The organism is Prevotella sp. Sow4_E9_plate (assembly GCF_052116205.1).
Lineage (GTDB): Bacteria > Bacteroidota > Bacteroidia > Bacteroidales > Bacteroidaceae > Prevotella.
Window position 1 is genome coordinate 19,558 of sequence record NZ_JBQKLN010000039.1, and the last position, 18,168, is coordinate 37,725.

At 46.5% G+C, this 18,168-nt stretch carries 11 protein-coding genes and 2 tRNA genes; 9 read left to right on the forward strand and 4 right to left on the reverse strand.

The genetic code is table 11. The annotated features are described in order from the left end of the window. Positions 1–4: 4 nt before the first annotated feature. The 9 genes from ACTQ53_RS13255 (at position 5) to asnS (ending at position 11,389) form a co-directional block, all read left to right on the forward strand. Positions 5–1,459, forward strand: coding sequence for a peptidylprolyl isomerase (locus ACTQ53_RS13255; protein ID WP_153123582.1), 1,455 nt, complete (start codon positions 5–7; stop codon positions 1,457–1,459). Then, positions 1,456–3,180, forward strand: coding sequence for an OstA-like protein (locus ACTQ53_RS13260; protein ID WP_441933432.1), 1,725 nt, complete (start codon positions 1,456–1,458; stop codon positions 3,178–3,180). The genes ACTQ53_RS13255 and ACTQ53_RS13260 overlap by 4 nt, the downstream gene beginning before the upstream one ends. Positions 3,181–3,223: 43 nt before the next feature. Continuing rightward, positions 3,224–5,143 carry a DNA mismatch repair endonuclease MutL gene (mutL, locus tag ACTQ53_RS13265; RefSeq protein WP_295346828.1) on the forward strand — a complete coding sequence of 640 codons (1,920 nt, stop codon included), beginning with the start codon at positions 3,224–3,226 and terminating at the stop codon, positions 5,141–5,143. A 192-nt stretch (positions 5,144–5,335) separates the two neighbouring features. Continuing rightward, positions 5,336–6,487 carry an OmpA family protein gene (locus tag ACTQ53_RS13270; RefSeq protein WP_441933434.1) on the forward strand — a complete coding sequence of 384 codons (1,152 nt, stop codon included), beginning with the start codon at positions 5,336–5,338 and terminating at the stop codon, positions 6,485–6,487. Positions 6,488–6,724: 237 nt separating this feature from the next. Then, positions 6,725–6,799, forward strand: a tRNA-Val gene (locus ACTQ53_RS13275). Between the two features lie 54 nt (positions 6,800–6,853). Beyond that, positions 6,854–6,928, forward strand: a tRNA-Val gene (locus tag ACTQ53_RS13280). 127 nt (positions 6,929–7,055) lie between these two features. Next, positions 7,056–8,402, forward strand: coding sequence for an adenylosuccinate lyase (gene purB / locus ACTQ53_RS13285; protein WP_441933436.1), 1,347 nt, complete (start codon positions 7,056–7,058; stop codon positions 8,400–8,402). A 112-nt stretch (positions 8,403–8,514) separates the two neighbouring features. Continuing rightward, positions 8,515–9,945, forward strand: a complete 1,431-nt coding sequence (locus ACTQ53_RS13290) for a pseudouridine synthase (RefSeq protein ID WP_441933438.1) — start codon at positions 8,515–8,517, stop codon at positions 9,943–9,945. Positions 9,946–9,961: 16 nt separating this feature from the next. Beyond that, positions 9,962–11,389, forward strand: a complete 1,428-nt coding sequence (gene asnS, locus ACTQ53_RS13295) for an asparagine--tRNA ligase (protein WP_441933440.1) — start codon at positions 9,962–9,964, stop codon at positions 11,387–11,389. Between the two features lie 618 nt (positions 11,390–12,007). Here asnS and ACTQ53_RS13300 read toward each other — a convergent pair. The 4 genes from ACTQ53_RS13300 to ACTQ53_RS13315 form a co-directional block, all read right to left on the reverse strand. Next, a complete protein-coding gene (locus ACTQ53_RS13300; RefSeq protein ID WP_153123567.1) occupies positions 12,008–12,871 on the reverse strand; it encodes an Rpn family recombination-promoting nuclease/putative transposase in 864 nt (287 codons plus the stop codon). Between the two features lie 782 nt (positions 12,872–13,653). Next, positions 13,654–14,793 carry an OmpA family protein gene (locus ACTQ53_RS13305; RefSeq protein WP_441933443.1) on the reverse strand — a complete coding sequence of 380 codons (1,140 nt, stop codon included), beginning with the start codon at positions 14,791–14,793 and terminating at the stop codon, positions 13,654–13,656. Positions 14,794–14,840: 47 nt separating this feature from the next. Next, on the reverse strand, positions 14,841–15,200 hold the full coding sequence (locus ACTQ53_RS13310) for a hypothetical protein (RefSeq protein ID WP_441933445.1): 360 nt from the start codon (positions 15,198–15,200) through the stop codon (positions 14,841–14,843). Positions 15,201–15,290: 90 nt separating this feature from the next. Further along, complete coding sequence (locus tag ACTQ53_RS13315) at positions 15,291–18,092, reverse strand: hypothetical protein (protein ID WP_441933447.1); 2,802 nt, start codon at positions 18,090–18,092, stop codon at positions 15,291–15,293. Positions 18,093–18,168: the final 76 nt, after the last annotated feature.

Genomic DNA, 18,168 nt, shown 5'->3' on the forward strand with positions numbered 1-18,168 from the left:
ATAGATGAAATTGGGATATAAGACAAGTTGGGCTCTCGTGGCTCTCTTGATGATTGTTGGAATCAGTGCCAATGCTACGAGAAGTGGCAAGAGTGCTTGGGCAAAGACTGCCGATTCTGACTCGGTGGCAGAGAAGACTGCTGCTGTTTCACAGCCTGTCAATGAGGGTAGCGTCGTAGATGAGGTTATCTGGGTTGTGGGAGATGAGGCTATTTTGAAGTCTGATGTTGAGGTAACTCGTTTGCAGGCTGAGGCTGAGGGTATCAGATATTCCGGCGATCCAGACTGTTCTATTCCTGAGCAGATTGCTGTTCAGAAGCTCTTCCTCCATCAGGCTGCCATTGATAGTATCGAGGTCTCTGAATCTGAAGTGATGCAGGGTATTGATGCGCAGATCAATGCCTGGGTTTCCATGATTGGCTCCCGCGAGAAGTTGGAGGAATATCGTAAGCAGACCATCACCCAGATGCGTGAGCAGATGCATGATGACTTCAAGAACCAGCAGCTCATCCAGAAGATGAAGCAGGAACTGGTCAAGAATATCAAGGTCTCGCCTGCTCAGGTACGCAAGTATTTCAACAACTTGCCTGCCGACAGTATTCCTTTCGTACCGACAGAGGTGGAAGTGGAAATCCTGACCATGCAGCCTCGTATTCCGATGGAGGAAATCAACCGTGTGAAGAACCAGCTGCGAGAATTCACTGACCGTGTGAACAAGGGCGAGACTACTTTCGCTACTTTGGCACGTATGTATTCTGAAGACCCTGGTTCTGCCCGTATGGGTGGTGAGATGGACTATGTAGGAAGAGGTATGTTGGATCCTGCCTTTGCCAATGTTGCATTCAACCTGACCGACCCAAAGAAGATTTCCAAGATTGTGGAGTCTGAGTTCGGCTTCCATATCATCCAGTTGATTGACAAGCGTGGTGATAAGTTGAAGTGCCGCCATATTCTGTTGAAGCCACGGGTTTCTCAGGAAGCTATCGATAAGTCTATCGGCCGTCTGGATTCCATTGCCAATGATATCCGTGCCGATAAGTTTACCTTCGAGGCTGCTGTTGGTGCTCTTTCTGACGATAAGGATACCCGCAACAACAAGGGTATGATGGTGAATGTGGTCGATGGTGATGTACGTACTTCTAAGTTCAAGATGAAGGACCTGCCTACTGAGGTGGCACGTATGGTGGATACCATGAAGGTGGGACAGATTTCAGCACCGTTTACCATGGTCAATACCAAAGGAAAAACTACCTGCGCCTTGGTGAAGCTGGTTAGTAGAGTAGAGGGTCACCGCGCTACCATTACCGAAGATTTCCAGGTGATGCAGGATGTGGTGCTGGCCAAGGAACGCCAGAAAACCATTCACGACTGGGTAGTGGATAAAATCAAGAAGACATACGTTCGAATGAACGATCGATACAAGGATTGTAAGTTTGAATATCAAGGTTGGATTAAATGATAAACAAGCATTCTGATAATATTAAGAACGGGCATAGAATCTCTATTATATTGATTCTATGCCTATTTGGGTTTTGTTTGGTACAGGCCATGCAAGCCCCTAAAAAGCGTAGTAAGAAGCGTCCTGACGGAGACCGCGTCTATTTGTTGCATGCTGATGAACTCCGTTATGATATGTTTGGTAGCAATCCTGATGCACAGATTGTGAAGGGCAAGGTGTCCTTCGCCCATCAGGGGGGCCACCTTACCTGTGATAGTGCCTATTTCTATCAGGCTTCCAATTCCGTCAAGGCCTTCGGGCATGTCCATTACCGTCAGGGTGATACCTTGTCGCTCACTTGTGAAAGGGCTGATTATGACGGACAGATGCAGATGATGCATGCCCGAAAGAACGTGGTCCTGCATCACCGCCGACAGACTTTGCGTACTGACAGTCTGGATTTCGACCGTTTGTATAATATGGCAAACTTCTTTGATGGTGGTACGCTCATCGACGGCAAGGACCGTCTGGTTTCCGACTGGGGTGAGTATCAAACCCGGACCCGTGAGGCTAAGTTCGTCTACAATGTCAAGTTGCGTAGTGGCAAGGATGTGGTTACTACCGATACCTTGTATTATGATGTGCCAACGTCTACAGCCCACATGGTGGGGCCATCCAAGATAGTTTCCGGTAGTGGCGGTATCGTCCATACCGAGGATGGCTATTATGATACCAGGACAGATAAGGCAAAGCTCTTTGGCCGTTCTACCATCATCGACAAGGAGAAGAGTATCACCGGCGACAGTCTCTATTACAAGAAGGATGGCGAGAGTACCGGATATGGCAATGTCGTTTTTGTGGATAAGAAGAACAAAAATTCGCTTACCTGCAATTATCTGCGATATAATCAGAAGACCGGTACCGGATTTGCTACCCGCAATCCTGTTGCCATGGATTTCTCCAAGAAGGATACCTTGTGGATGCATTCAGATACCATGCGCATCTATACCTTCCATATCAATACCGACTCCGTTTACCGTAAGGTGCATGCCTATCCTAAGGTAAGGGCTTACCGTGCAGATGTGCAGGCAGTATGCGATTCCCTGGTCTTCAACTCCAAGGATTCCTGCATGACGATGTATAAGGATCCTGTCACCTGGAACGGCAACCGTCAGCTGCTGGGTGAGGAAATCAGGGTATACATGAATGATTCTACCATTCGCATGGCACATGTCATCGGACAGGCTCTTTCCATCGAACAGATGCCGGATTCCGTCCATTACAATCAGATCACTTCCAAGGAGATGAAGTCATTCTTCGAAGCGGGAGAGGTCAAGATGACTGAGGCTATAGCCAATGTGCAGACCATTTATTATATGACCAATGACAGGGACAGCTCTCTGGTGGGCTTGAACTATCTGGAGACGGATACCATGAGAATGTATATGGGTGCCCAGCGGAAGCTGGACAAGATATGGACCAATAAGTTCACCAGCACCCTGTATCCTATCACGCAGATACCGCCGGCACAGTATAAGTTGCCTAACTTTGCCTGGTTCGAGGATATCCGTCCAAAGGACAAGAATGATATCTTTGTATGGAAAGGCAAGGGCAAGGGCTCGGAACTCAAGGCTATCAAGCGTCATGAGGCGCCGCTGCAGACCTTGAAGAAGTCTGATGCCGTAACGCAGCAACCTAAGGAACCGGCTGGTGGCGACAAGGAAAAACCTAAAGAGAAATAAAGAAAAGAATATATTTAAAGAGTATATATATTAAGGTGTAATCATGAGTGATGTAATTCAACTTTTACCCGATTCGGTAGCCAATCAGATTGCGGCAGGTGAGGTGATACAGCGCCCTGCCTCTGTTATCAAGGAGTTGGTTGAGAATGCCGTTGATGCCGGAGCGATGAACATTCAAGTCGTGGTGGTGGATGCTGGACGTACCTCTATTCAGGTGATAGATGATGGTAAGGGAATGTCGGAGACGGATGCCCGCTTGGCTTTCGAGCGCCATTCCACTTCCAAGATTCGCAAGGCTGATGATTTGTTCAATCTTCATACGATGGGTTTCCGTGGTGAGGCTTTGGCTTCTATCGCTGCCGTAGCTCAGGTAGAACTCAAGTCCCGTCAGGCTTCTGATGAAATAGGAACCCTGATTCGGATTTCCGGCTCACGTTTCGAGAAGCAGGAGCCATGCTCCTGTCCGGTGGGAAGTATCTTCGCCATCAATAATATATTCTATAATGTACCCGCACGAAGGAAGTTCCTGAAGTCGAATTCTACCGAGCTGAATAATATCCTTACTGCTTTCGAGCGTATCGCCTTGGTGAATCCGCAGATCAACTTCTCGCTGCGCAGCAATGAGACCGAGGTTTTCAATCTCCGTGCTGCCAATCTGCGCCAGCGCATCCTGGATGTCTTCGGCAAGCGATTCAATCATGAGTTGCTGCCGGTGAATGTCGAGACTACCATGTGCAAGATTTCCGGTTTCGTCGGTAAACCGGAGGCTGCCCGCAAGAAGGGTGTTCACCAGTTCTTCTTCGTCAATGGCAGATATATGAAGCATCCTTACTTCAATAAGGCGGTGATGTCTGCCTTCGACCGTTTGATTCCGCAGGGAGAACAGGTTCCTTATTTCCTCTACTTCGAAGTAGACCCTAAGGATATTGATGTCAACATCCATCCTACGAAGACCGAAATCAAGTTTGAGAACGAACAGGCCATCTGGCAGATCATCCTTGCCTCGGTCAAGGAGTCGATAGGTATGTTCAACGAGGTTCCTACCATCGATTTTGATACGGAGGACAAACCGGATATTCCGGTATATAATCCCGAAAAGGCGCCAACGGCTGCCGCTCCGAAGATTAGTCTGAATCCTGGTTACAATCCTTTTAAGACCAACTCTTCTTCCAGCCATTCATCATCAGCTGGCGACAGCTTCACTTCAGCCATCTCTTCGTCGGCAGTATCATCGGCTTCCTCTTACGGAACAATCCCTTCAAAGATCAAGCCTCAGGTAGATGAGAACTGGGAACAGCTCTATGAGGGGCTGAAAGACGAGTCGGAAGTTGAGGAGCATACGATGGAACTCTTTGATGAGCCGTTGGAGGAATGCACTTCTTCCAATATCCTTGCCGAGAAGTCGCCGGCTCATTATCAGTATAAGGGCAAGTATATCATGACAGCCGTCAAGTCTGGACTGATGATCATCGATCAGCATCGGGCTCATGTCCGCATTCTCTACGAGCGCTGTCTGCAGCAGCTCAAGGACCGCACTTTCCATTCCCAGAAGGTACTCTTCCCGGAGGTCGTACAGTTTCCGGTTTCCGAAAAGGTCATCTTCGAGAAGATTCTTCCGGAGATGCAGAGCATGGGATTTGAACTGGAAGATCTGGGCGGTGGCAGTTACGCTGTGAACTGTGTGCCGGCAGGTCTGGAAGGATTGAATCCCGTCCGCTTGGTACAGGACATGGTGACGAGTGCCATCGAAAAGGGAGTAGGAGCGATGGATGAAATCAACCGTACTCTGGCTTTGTCCCTTTCCCGTCAGGCTGCCATCCCATACGGTCAGGTGTTGAGCAATGTGGAAATGGAAAACCTGGTGAATGGTCTGTTCGCCTGCGAGAATGTCAACTACACCCCCGATGGCAAGTCGGTGCTGTGCATCCTTCAGCAGGATGAGATAGAACATCTCTTGGGGTAATTGACTGGACTATCGCATGTGGGGAAGTTAAAGGAAGTTAGGGAAGTTAAGGAGTTAAGACGTATGTCTTGCAGCTAAAAAACTACGCCAAAAAGACTATTGTCTTAACTCCTCAGCGACCGTAGGGAGCGATAACTCCTTTAACTCCTGAATTTGCGAAACTTGAATAAATGGTAATAAAAATAGAAAGTTATGAAGAAATTTTTCTCAATGCTAGCTTTGGCTAGTCTGTCTTTGAGCTCATTCGCTCAGGACGCAACTACTCAGGAGAAATACAGTGTTGCTACCAATTCTTTTTGGAGCAACTGGTTTTATGAGGTTGGCGCAGATTGGAATTCCTGGTATTCTGCCCAGGAAAAGGGCGCAGGATATTCCAAGAGCCCTTTCAAGAAGTTCCGTTCCAATCCTGGTGTTTCTCTGGCATTTGGCAAGTGGTATACTCCTGGTGTCGGTTTCCGTACCAAGATTCAGGGCATCTGGGGTAAGTTTGTTGATGCTGATGGCAATGATGCTACCAACGAGGGCAACGGTAATAAGTACTGGGTTGCCAATGAGCAGGTGATGTTCAATCTCAGCAATCTGCTTTATGGCTACAACGAGAACCGTGTATGGAATTTCATCCCGTTTGCCGGTGCCGGAATTGGACGTTCCATGACTCACAATGCCTATGCTTTGGATTATAGTGCCGGCATCCAGTCTTCCTGGAAGATTGGAAAGAAGACCAACCTCTTTGCTGAGGTCGGTGTGAATTCCTTCGATGCTGATATTGATGGTTGCGCAGGCAACAGCCGCAATACCTTTACCCGCCGTTGCAATAATTTCTATGCTGAGGTAGGTCTTACCTTCAAGTTGGGTAGAGGTACATGGGATAAGACACCGGATGTCGATGCCATCACAGCCCTTCATCAGTCAGAACTCGATGCACTCAATGCCACATTGGAGGATGCCAATGCAGAAAACGAGCGTTTGAGAAACGAGTTGGAGAACCAGAAGACTGCCGAGACCCAGGTTGTCAAGCAGTTTGTAGGTACTCCGGTATCTGTTTTCTTCAATTTGGGTAAGTCAAAGATTGCTTCCAGGAAGGATCTGGTCAATGTGGAGACTCTTGCGAAATATGCCAAGGAGAACAATTTGAAGTTGGTTGTGAATGGTTATGCTGATAGTGCTACCGGTTCTGCAGCCTTTAACGAGAAACTTTCTCTGGCTCGTGCCGAGCGAGTAGCCGGTTTGCTCGTCAAGATGGGAGTTGATAAGGACAATATCATCGTGAAATCTAACGGTGGTGTGAAGGATTTGGCTCCAGTTTCATACAATCGTCGTGCCACTATTCAGATTTCTGAGTAATGATAAGGCACGGATTACACGGATTTTATGGTGCTAATATAAGTAAAGCGATAACCATCTCTCATAAAAAATCCGTGTAATCTGTGTAATCCGTGCCTAAAAACAGGTGAAAAGGGGGTAAAAACACCGAAAAATGGCTTTTTTTGAAGAAAAATGCAGAAAAATGAAAAAAAGTTGCTCAAAAATTTGGTGGAACCGGAAATTGTTTGTACCTTTGCAACCGCTTACGAAAAGTAAGGGCGCTTAGCTCAGCTGGTTTAGAGCATCTGCCTTACAAGCAGAGGGTCGGCGGTTCGAATCCGTCAGCGCCCACAGGGGTGTTTTTCCCTGTTAGTCATACTTATGATGAGCGGGGAAATTTTTAGAGGGCGTTTAGCTCAGCTGGTTTAGAGCATCTGCCTTACAAGCAGAGGGTCGGCGGTTCGAATCCGTCAACGCCCACTTCTAATGAAGGTCTTTCAACGAAAGTTGAGAGACCTTTTTTTAATTAAAGCTAAAAAATATCGTTTTTCGCTGTTTTCTCAGATTTATTCATTAACTTTGCACCCTATATATAATACGTATTAATATGAATTTAGATTTATTGACTGCCATATCGCCTATAGATGGTCGTTACAGGGGAAAAACAGAGCAACTCGCTAACTATTTCTCAGAGTATGCTCTTATTCGTTATCGTGTTCGAGTAGAGATAGAGTATTTCATTACTTTATGTGAATTGCCTTTGCCACAGTTGGCTTCTTTCGACAAGTCGCTGTTTGAGCGCTTGCGTGATATCTACCGTAACTTTGACGAAAATGCGGCTCAACGTGTCAAGGACATTGAGAAGGTTACTAATCACGACGTAAAAGCCGTAGAGTATTTCATCAAGGAGGAGTTCGATAAGATTGGTGGATTGGACGACTATAAGGAGTTCATTCACTTCGGTCTCACTTCTCAGGACATCAACAACACCAGTGTACCGCTTTCTGTCAAGGAGGCTTTGGAGGAGTGCTTCTACCCACAGGTAGAGGAACTTATTGCACAGCTCCAGACTTATGCTGACGAGTGGAAGGATGTGCCTATGTTGGCTAAGACTCACGGACAGCCTGCGTCTCCTACACGTTTGGGTAAGGAAATCATGGTTTATGTTTATCGTCTTACCGAACAGCTTGAGTCTTTGAAGGCTTGCAAGTTTACTGCTAAGTTTGGTGGTGCTACTGGTAATTACAATGCCCACCATGTTGCTTATCCGGAGTATGACTGGAAGGCTTTCGGCAACAAGTTCGTCAGCGAGAAGCTCGGCTTGCAGCGTGAACAGTATACCACTCAGATCAGCAACTACGATCATCTCGGTGCTATCTTTGATGCCATCCGTCGCATCAATACCATCATCATCGACTTGGACCGTGACTTCTGGATGTATATCTCTATGGATTACTTCAAGCAGAAGATCAAGGCAGGAGAGGTTGGCTCAAGTGCTATGCCGCATAAGGTAAACCCTATCGATTACGAGAACAGTGAGGGTAACCTGGGTATTGCCAATGCCATCCTTCAGTCCCTGGCTCAGAAGCTTCCGGTAAGCCGCCTGCAGCGCGACCTTACTGACAGTACCGTGCTCCGTAACATCGGTGTGCCTCTCGGTCATAGTGTCATCGCTATCCAGAGTACCCTGAAGGGATTGCGCAAGCTCATCCTCCACGAGGAGAAGTTGCAGGAAGACCTGAATAATACCTGGGCTGTCGTAGCTGAGGCTATCCAGACCATCCTCCGTCGTGAGGCTTACCCACATCCATACGAGGCTTTGAAGGCATTGACTCGTACCAACAAGCACATGACTGAAGAGACCATCCATGAATTTATTCAGGGCTTGAACGTCAGCGACAGCGTGAAGGCTGAACTGATGGCTATCACTCCAAGCAATTATACGGGCATCTAAATACTACCGGCTTCCTCCAGGGTAGCAATAGCATGAAGATATTCAACATAATATATTTATAATTATTTTTTCACTAACCCGGCCGTGAGGCTTAAATTAAGATTTAAAGAAAATGGATTCAGAATTCGGAAACAAACCTCAGGATCATGCATCTGAGAAAGAGAACACCCGAGAGGGCTACAACCCAGCAGGCGGTTATCAGAAGAGTTATCGCCCAGTAGGTCGCACTCAGCGTCCACGTATCAACACTCATCGCTCTTCATTCAGCAGCGATAGAAGTAGTAGTAATAGTGAAGGCGGCTTCCGTCCAGAAGGATTCGGAGCTGGCTTGCAGAGCTCTAATACCGAGCGCCCACAGCACAGCGGATACCAGAGCCGTGGCGGTTACAACAGCAACCGTGGTGGCGGTCACCGTCCTCAGCAGGGTGGTTACAACAATGGTGGCAGCTATGGCCGTCCTCAGCAGGGTGGCTACAACAGCAACCGTGGTGGCTATAATAGTAATAATGGTGGCGGTTACGGTCGTCCTCAACAGGGCGGTTACGGTCGTCCACAGCAGGGTGGTTACGGTCGTCCTCAGCAGGGTGGCTACGGTCGTCCTCAGCAGGGTGGTTACGGTCGTCCTCAGCAGGGTGGCTACGGTCGTCCTCAGCAGGGTGGTTACGGTCGTCCACAGCAGGGTGGCTACAATAACAACCGTGGCGGTGGCTACAATAACAACCGTGGTGGTGGCGGTTTCCGTCAGCGCACACCAGGTTATGATCCTAATGCAAAATATAGTCTCAAGAAGAGAATTGAATACAAGGAGGAGAACTTCGACCCTACAGAGCCATTGCGCTTGAACAAGTTCCTCGCCAATGCTGGTGTATGCTCACGCCGTGAGGCTGATGAGTTCATCCAGGCTGGTGTTGTTACCGTTAATGGTGAGGTGGTAACTGAGTTGGGTACCAAGATTCTTCGCACCGATGAGGTGAAGTTCCACGATACTCCTGTTTCTTTGGAGAAGAAGGTTTATGTATTGCTCAACAAGCCTAAGGATTACGTTACCACTAGCGATGATCCTCAGCAGCGCAAGACCGTGATGGACCTCGTGAAGGACGTTTGCCCAGAGCGTATCTATCCTGTTGGTCGTCTCGACCGCAATACTACCGGTGTACTCCTTCTCACCAACGACGGTGACCTGGCTTCTAAGCTGACTCACCCTAAGTTCCTGAAGAAGAAGGTATATCACGTACACCTCGACAAGAACCTTACATCTCATGATATGGATCAGATTCGTGAGGGTATCACTTTGGAAGATGGTGAAATCAAGGCAGACGCTGTCGAGTATGCTGACCAGCACGACAAGTCACAGGTGGGCATCGAGATCCACAGTGGCAAGAACCGTATCGTTCGCCGTATCTTCGAGAGCCTTGGCTATCGTGTAACTAAGTTGGATCGTGTACAGTTCGCAGGATTGACCAAGAAGAACCTCCGTCGTGGCGACTGGCGCTTCCTTACAGAGAAAGAAGTAGACATGCTCCGCATGGGTGCTTTTGAATAAAACAGAGTAATAAACAATGGAAAAGATTAAAAGAACTAAGGTTGTAGACGTGCTCAAGAGCACTGCCTACAACTCAATCGTGAATGTAAAGGGATGGGTACGTACCCATCGTAGTAGCAAAGCAGTCGATTTTATCGCTCTTAACGATGGTTCTACTATTAATAATGTTCAGATAGTAGTCGACCCATCAAAGGTCGATGAAAATCAGCTTCGTCAGATCACCACTGGTGCCTGCATCAGCGTAGTGGGTACTCTGGTTGAAAGCCTGGGTGCCGGACAGAGTGTTGAAATCCAGTGCGACAGCATCGAAATCTACGGTCTCTGCGGTGGCGACTATCCTATGCAGAAGAAGGGACAGAGCTTCGAGTACATGCGTCAGTATGCTCATCTCCGTCTCCGTACCAATACCTTCGGTGCCGTGATGCGCATCCGCCACAACATGGCGATGGCTATCCACACTTACTTCCATGAGCATGGATACTTCTATTTCAACACTCCGCTCATCACAGCGAGCGATTGCGAAGGTGCTGGACAGATGTTCCAGGTAACCACCAAGAACCTCTACAACCTCAAGAAAACAGAGGATGGAAAGATTGACTACTCTGATGATTTCTTCGGAAAGCAGACTTCATTGACTGTTTCCGGTCAGTTGGAAGGTGAGCTGGGTGCTACGGCACTCGGTGCTGTCTACACCTTCGGTCCAACCTTCCGTGCAGAGAACAGTAATACTCCTCGCCACCTGGCTGAGTTCTGGATGGTAGAGCCAGAGGTTGCTTTCCTGGATATGGACGGTTTGATGGAGTTGGAGGAAGATTTCATCAAGTACTGTATCCGTTGGGCACTTGAGCATTGCAAGGACGACCTTGCTTTCTTGAACAAGATGATTGATAAGGGCTTGATCGCTCGTTTGGAGGGCGTATTGAATTCCGATTTCGTTCATCTCCCATATACCGAGGGTATCCGCATTCTGCAGGAGGCAATTGCCAACGGCAAGAAGTTTGAGTTCCCATGCGAGTGGGGTGATGACCTGGCTTCAGAGCACGAGCGTTTCCTCGTAGAGGAGCACTTCAAGCGTCCAGTCATCATGACCAACTATCCAAAGGCTATCAAGGCATTCTATATGAAGATAGACGAGGAGGAGAGTGGTTTCGGTGGCAAGAGCGGTCAGACCGTTCAGGGTACCGACGTTTTGTTCCCACAGATTGGTGAGATCATCGGTGGTTCAGTCCGTGAGGAGAGTTATGACAAGTTGATGGGTGAGATTGAGGCTCGCAACATTCCTATGAAGGATATGCGTTGGTATCTTGATACCCGTAAGTACGGTTCATGTCCACATGCAGGTTTCGGTCTCGGTTTTGAGCGTCTGATTCTCTTCGTAACCGGTATGCAGAATATCCGTGACGTGATTCCATTCCCACGTACACCAAAGAACGCAGAGTTCTAAATCTCTGTGGTCATAAGATAAAGAGGGTGTGTCATAAGTTCATGACACACCCTTTTTTTCGTCCCACAGATCTCACAGATTCCCACAGATTTTTTACTCTTTTACCTTTAAAAGTCACGCAGATTTCGCAGATGACGCAGATTTTTTACTTTTTTACCTTTTTACTTTTTTACCTTTAAATAGCTCTTTTACCTTTAAAAGTTCCCCAGGCGGTCCCATCCCGCAAAATATGGCGAGGGCTTTGATGCCCCGCCAACCTTAGAGCGAAGCGGTTCTGAGCACCGGAGGGCGGTTACATCCCCTCTTCCTGAGGAAGAGGGGCTTGGGGAGAAAGTGGAGCCCTCCTTGGCTAAGGAGGGACGGGGTGGATCGAAAAAGACAGCACTGCAGGGCGATTACATCCCCTCTTCCTGAGGAAGAGGGGCTTGGGGAGAAAGTGGAGCCCTCCTTGGCAAAGGAGGGACGGGGTGGATCGAAAAAACAGCACCGGAGGGTGGTTACATCCTTTCCCTTCATGGTTAAGGGAAAGGCTTGGTTAGGGATTAAGGACCCTCCCGTTGGGGAGGAACAAGTGGGGCAAAAACTATTGTTTCTCTGAAAGTTCTGCTAGGTTCAGGCTTATTCCCTCATTTTCTGAATTTCCTTCAGTGGAAGCTCGGTGGCTGTTGATACTTGCTCATCAGAAAGCCCCATTGACAGAAGGCGGCGAGCTGTGGCTAGCTTTTCTTTTTCCATACCTTCCTCACGCCCCTTTTCCAAAGCCGTATCTATAGAGTTCTTGACATCACGATACGCCTTCAAACTATCCTCATATTCTTTCAACTCTGTTGGAGTGAACTTTGCAATCTCAGCCTCTTCAAAGAGTTTAGTAAACACTTTCTCTTTCAAGGCAGCAGGACGCTCATCCAATCGGGAAAGGTTTTTCAACACATACAACCACTTATCATAAAGCGTGTCAAGCTCCTCCTCTGTCTTATTGAACTTCGCTATCTCAACATACTTGAAAGAAAGTTTGTCATTAAAAACCTTAAAAGTCTTTTTGTCAAGCAAACCCACATCATGGTTGATATCATTCTTGTCAAATGCCTCTTCTTCCAAGTCGAAGTTCAGCAGAGCAACAGTGTATACATGTTCAAGCTTGAAGTTCCATTCAGCCCCCTTTGGAGCCTGTTCACGGATAGGAAAAGTAGAATAGAACAAAGAACGATCCTTGAAGTACTTCTGATAAGCATTCTGCATCTCAACGATGAACTTTTCACCACGCTCATTTTCGCAATATACATCAAAGATGGCCTTGCGCTCGGCAAAGACATCACCAACGTGCTCACTATTCAAGTACTTCACATCCTTGATGACATGAAAACCATCAAACAGTGAATTCAAGAAATTGATGAGCAAATCCTTATTAGGCTTTGTTCCAAAGATACGCTTAAAACCGAAATCGGTAAGCAAGCTAATATATCGTTCTTCTATCCGTTTCATATCCTTCTCCTTTTAAAACGTTTAACTGAATTGTGTTGCAAAAATAAGCTATTTTCTCGAAAACACCAAAAAAAACATCAAGAATCCTTCAAGTTATCAGCAAATTACTCAAAAACTGTTTCTCCTAATCTCATTTCGCTCTGACATAATCGTCCCGCAGATTCTTTTACCTTTAAAAGTCCCACAGATTTCACAGATTCCCACAGATTTTTTACCTTTAAAAGTCCCGCAGATTTCGCAGATGACGCAGATTTTTTACCATTTTACTTTTTTACCTTTAAACAGCTCTTTTACCTTTAAAAGTTCCCCAGGCGGTCCCATCCCGCAAAATATGGCGAGGGCTTTGATGCCCCGCCAACCTTAGAGCGAAGCGGTTCTGAGCACCGGAGGGCGGTTACATCCCCTGTCCCCTGAGGGGAAAGGGGCTTGGGGAAAGCGGTGGAGCCCTCCTTGGCTAAGGAGGGACGGGGTGGATCGAAAAAGACAGCACTGCAGGGCGGTTACATCCCTTGCCCTTTTGGAATGGGCGAGGGCTTGGGAGTGGGTTAAGGACCCTCCCGCAGGGGAGGGACAGGTGGGGCAAAAAAACACCTCTTTGGCAAAGGAAGAACAGGCAGAATCAAAAATGCACGAATGAATTTACAACTAACTTTTCGAAAAGAAACGAAAAAGCGAGGCTTCTTGAAAAAGAAACCTCGCTAAAAGCATGGATTCAAGTAAGCTTTACAGGCTTGCCCCGAATCCAGAATTAGTGATAAATAATATATGGCGAACGCCAGATATTATTTAGCAATCATGATGGATACTCTGTTCTTGTCATTCTCTGCGAATGGCTGAACACGAGCACCCTTTGATTCCTCAGTGATGCGCTCAGCAGGAATGCCGTAGCGCTTCTCCAACATCCAGACAACGGCAGCAGCACGCTTGGCAGCGATGCGGTCGTTCACTCTGTCATTACCAGTACCCTTGTCAGCATAACCGGTAACAACCACCTTAGCCTCAGGATACTTCACCAGGAAGTCGATGACCTCGAGGATCTTCTTGTTTTCCTTCTCAGAAATCTTGTTAGAGTTGATGGTGAAGAAGATATCACGACGGATTTCCTCTACCTTCTTCTCTACAACTGGTGCTGGAGCAGGTGCTGGCTCCTCAACCTTCTGAACTGGTGCAGGAGCTGGTTCTGGTTCTACTGGCTTCTCCTTCTTGGTAGCACTCTTGCCCAGGTTGATGCGAAGACCAGCCAAAGCATTGAAATACCAGTCAGGATTACCTGCCTTCTTTGAGTTGTACTTGTCTGAAATGACATTGGCATTACCCTCAATCATCAGACTGACAGACTTGCTGACCTTGAATGCCAACTCAAGACCGGCACGACCGTAAGGGCGTACCTTGGTGCCATCCCAGAGATACTCCAGGTTGTAGGCATTCAGGTTCTTGATGGTTGCAGCCAACTCATTCACCTCATCATTATCCCAGGCGATGTTGGCGCCAGCTCCAGCGAAGGCAGTAACATTCAGCACACGGTTAGGGTTCCAACCGCAGAAGAGGTTGCTGAGGTTGAACATGAAGTCAACACCAGGAGCTACATACTTGAACTTATAATTAGCGTTGTAAGGAGTCTCGCCCTTCTGTGCGTAGAATCCTGCCCAACCGCCCTTGCTCTGCCAGCCGTTAGCCTGCAAGCGCATGCCGAATACAGGAGAGAACTGGTAGCCCAAGCCCAACTGTACGTTAGGAGAGAGCAAGTCACCGAACTTAGCCTCACCGAGTGTGTACTGAGCACCACCCTGGAGATCCAGGAAGAAATGCTTGTTGAATGTATACTCATCACCGTTCTGGTCGGTGTAAGTAGCCTGTGCCATGGCTGATGCTGTGCCGAGGGCAAGCAGGGACGCAGCGAATAAAGATTTCATTGTATTCATAATCATTTCCTTTATTAATTAATAAATAACAACACTATGAGTGTAGCTTATCTTGTCAACAATACCTTGGTTGTATCTTTGCTGACATCAATCACCTTGGCAGGAGTTGGTTTCACATATACGAGCAGCGCACGGAGTGTGTCACCGTGTCCCTTGACGTAATGCACCTGTACAGAATCGCCCTTCATCATCAAGCCATTGTTGTACTCAGCATCCATCAGATTGAATATCAGCGTATCCTCACCATTGTATAGCTTCATGCTCTTTACGGTGTCACACAAGTTACTTGTCTCAACCTGGGTTACCACGCCGTCCATGTTCTTCAACTTCTCCTTGCAGGAGGTGAGCGAACCAGCCAAAAGTGCCACTGAAGCAAAAGCTATCAGATACTTTTTCATTTTCATCATTCGTTAATTCTAAAAAAGGGGAGCATCCCAGCTTTGGGAAGCTCCCCTTTGGGTATGTTTTAAAGCTTCTAAATTACTTTAGATTCTTTATTATTCAGCACGCTTTACTGTGAATGGCAACTCGTAAACGTTCTCGTGACCGAATGCGTCTGTCATTGTCAATACCAAAGTAGAAGCTACGTCAGCTATTGGGTTAGTTGCAGAAGACTGTGGTGTGAACTTAATATAACTTCCAGTAACCACATGTGTCCACGGATTCTTCTTTATAATAACTTCAGCCTTGAAGTAGTCTTCATTCTTGCTACCGTTAGAAATCAACTTAGCTTCAATTTTAACGTACTTACCGCAAACATTAGCACTAGAAAGTGCACCACCGAATTCATCGCCACTAAACTTGTTCTTACCAATGATGTAGCTTAAGATATTAATATTAATACCATCTACTACAGTTTTAGGACTGTTGTATGTCAAGACGTTAACATCCTTATGACCTGTAACATTGCCATCATCGTCCTTGACATCGTACTGCTTCCAGCTGTATGTCTGAGCTGTTTCAGCCAATGGGCAAGCGAATACTGTCTGAACAGTCTCAACGTTTACGATGTAATCCTTATTAGGAGTAACTGAGCTAATCTTACCGTAGTTGTAAGCGATAGTAGTCTCGTGCTTTGTCTCGTTGTCAATCAAACGGACATCAGCATCGTCCTTAGCGTTGTTTACCTCAAGCATCCAAGGAGTATCATTTACATTAAGAGCATCCTTGTAGTAGTTCTTACCATTCTCAGGCTTCAACTTTGCATTAGCGATGCTGATAACGAAGTTATCCTTCAAACCATTGATAGCCTGATTCATATCCTTGTAACCAGTTGTTGTAGCTGTAGCTTCTTCTGTCCAACCATTGCTAGGATAGAGGTATGCAGTGTATACACCATTATTCAACTGGTTGTCCTTCCAAGTGTACTTCATGAGAGCCTTTGTAGACTCAGCTGTAGGCATAACCTTAGTCAAACTTACAGAGATTGTGTTAACTGTCAAGTTCGCATTATCCTTGATAGTACCAGTAGCAGTTGCACCGTCAGCCCACTTTGTCAAGTCTTGAGGATTAACAGAGAACTTAGCGAACTTAATCTTGCTGTTATCTGCAGCTCTATTACCCTCATTGTCCTTAGCGTATTTTACGCTAGCGGTGATCTTAACATTGTTAACAGTTAGCTCAACAGCAGAAGGAAGAGCAGCACCATTCTTCAAGCTACCAGAGATTGGCAACCAATCTGTCGCCATAGCCTCCTTACCAGTAGCAACGAGGTTACCAGCAACACTAGTAGTTGTAGACTCTGCACCAACATATACACGGAATGGACGACCATTCTGCTCTACGAGAGTACCATCATAGTTGACAGCGAAGATACGGAACTGAACTTCATCACCAACCTGACCCTTGATCTTAACGTTGAGAGTACCTTTACCAAGACCATTTTCAACCGCAACAACCTTGTTAAGACCCTGATATTCATAAGAGTTCCAAGCGTTCAACTCAGAAGCGTCAGACTCTCCTGCGTGCATATCATCACGTACAACATAGAAACGATCTACGTTACGCAAGAGATCATTGTCGCTATCGAAGCTAACCAATACGTTCTCGCCGTTAGCAGCGTAAACAAGATCAGTAGCACCATCATTAGGCTTGAGTGAAGAAACAGTCTTCCAATCCTTAGACTCAGCCTTAACCTTTACGTTACCAAGATCAGTTGCACGATCATAATCATATGCACCTTGTACAGTCAAGTCGTATGTTGAAACAACATAACGGCTTGCAGCATCAGCTACAGTCTCAGCCTGGCTAGCAGTGTTGTTTACTGCAACTGCATAAAGAATATTCTGACCGTTTTCAGCTATCTGTGCAACATTATCTTTCTGTACACCATCCTGCAACTGAACCTTAACAGTCCAAAGACCAGTCTCAGATGCACGGGTAAGAAGATTGTCATATTTCTCTACGTCAACAACCTTAACCAACTTATCCAAGTCGTTACCCTTTGAGTCGATCAACTTGATCATATCAGGAGTAATCTTAGCGTTAACAGGGTTGATACGAACCAAGAACTTAGATGGGAAGTTGATAGAAGCACCCTCAACGTATGACTTCTTAGGATCTGCGCTATGCTCACCATTCTTATCATCCTTCTCCTTAGCACCGAATGTATAGTTTGCACCAATTGTACCTGTCTGGAAAAAGAGACGATTGTCAAAATTAAATGTTGGGTTACCTTCATAGCTGTTCCAAGAACCCATCAAGCTAACCTCAGTTACAGCAGTATACAAAGCGTTGATACCACCCTTGTAACCATTAACAATCTTAGTCAAGTTAGCGATGCTATCAGAAGTAGCCTGGTTGATAACTTGAGACAAAGAATCCAAAGATTTCTTGAGCTGAGTAGCTGTTACGTGAGACTGAGCGTTCAAAGCCAAATTCTTCAACTCCTTATCCAAACCTGCAATCTTTGTCAAAGCTGCGTTGGCAGAATCCTGAGCGTTAGCAGCAGCTGTAGCAGCGTTAGCAGCATCAGAAGCAGCGTTAGCAGCATCAATAAGAGCCTTAGCTACATCAGTACCATTCTTAGTAGCGAGTGCCTTTACTGCGTCAATCTCTGTTTTGTTGGTACCAGCCTTTGTCAAAGCCTCCTCAGCCTTTGCAGCTGCGTTCTGTGCAGATGTAGCTGCATTGGTAACCTGAGTTTTCAATGCCTCTACGTCAGAAGAAAGAGCAGCCTTGTTGACTTGTTCCTGTAAGCTGTTGATGTCATCATCATAATCCTTACAAGAAGTAAATGTACTTACGGATGAAAGTGTCAATACACCCATAAGCAGCGCGCTTAAATACTTTCTTTTCATACGATAAAATTTAATTAAAAATATTAATTGTTAACTTTAAGTTCTAAACTTTCTCTGTACTATCTCCTGCGGGGAG

What these genes read in the sequence shown, in the direction of transcription:
- mutL (WP_295346828.1), top strand. Translation starts at nt 3,224, where the DNA reads ATGAGTGATGTAATTCAACTTTTACCCGATTCGGTAGCCAATCAGATT.
- ACTQ53_RS13255 (WP_153123582.1), top strand. Translation starts at nt 5, where the DNA reads ATGAAATTGGGATATAAGACAAGTTGGGCTCTCGTGGCTCTCTTGATG.
- ACTQ53_RS13270 (WP_441933434.1), top strand. Translation starts at nt 5,336, where the DNA reads ATGAAGAAATTTTTCTCAATGCTAGCTTTGGCTAGTCTGTCTTTGAGC.
- ACTQ53_RS13315 (WP_441933447.1), bottom strand. Translation starts at nt 18,092, where the DNA reads ATGAAAAGAAAGTATTTAAGCGCGCTGCTTATGGGTGTATTGACACTT.
- ACTQ53_RS13290 (WP_441933438.1), top strand. Translation starts at nt 8,515, where the DNA reads ATGGATTCAGAATTCGGAAACAAACCTCAGGATCATGCATCTGAGAAA.
- ACTQ53_RS13300 (WP_153123567.1), bottom strand. Translation starts at nt 12,871, where the DNA reads ATGAAACGGATAGAAGAACGATATATTAGCTTGCTTACCGATTTCGGT.
- purB (WP_441933436.1), top strand. Translation starts at nt 7,056, where the DNA reads ATGAATTTAGATTTATTGACTGCCATATCGCCTATAGATGGTCGTTAC.
- asnS (WP_441933440.1), top strand. Translation starts at nt 9,962, where the DNA reads ATGGAAAAGATTAAAAGAACTAAGGTTGTAGACGTGCTCAAGAGCACT.
- ACTQ53_RS13260 (WP_441933432.1), top strand. Translation starts at nt 1,456, where the DNA reads ATGATAAACAAGCATTCTGATAATATTAAGAACGGGCATAGAATCTCT.
- ACTQ53_RS13310 (WP_441933445.1), bottom strand. Translation starts at nt 15,200, where the DNA reads ATGATGAAAATGAAAAAGTATCTGATAGCTTTTGCTTCAGTGGCACTT.
- ACTQ53_RS13305 (WP_441933443.1), bottom strand. Translation starts at nt 14,793, where the DNA reads ATGAATACAATGAAATCTTTATTCGCTGCGTCCCTGCTTGCCCTCGGC.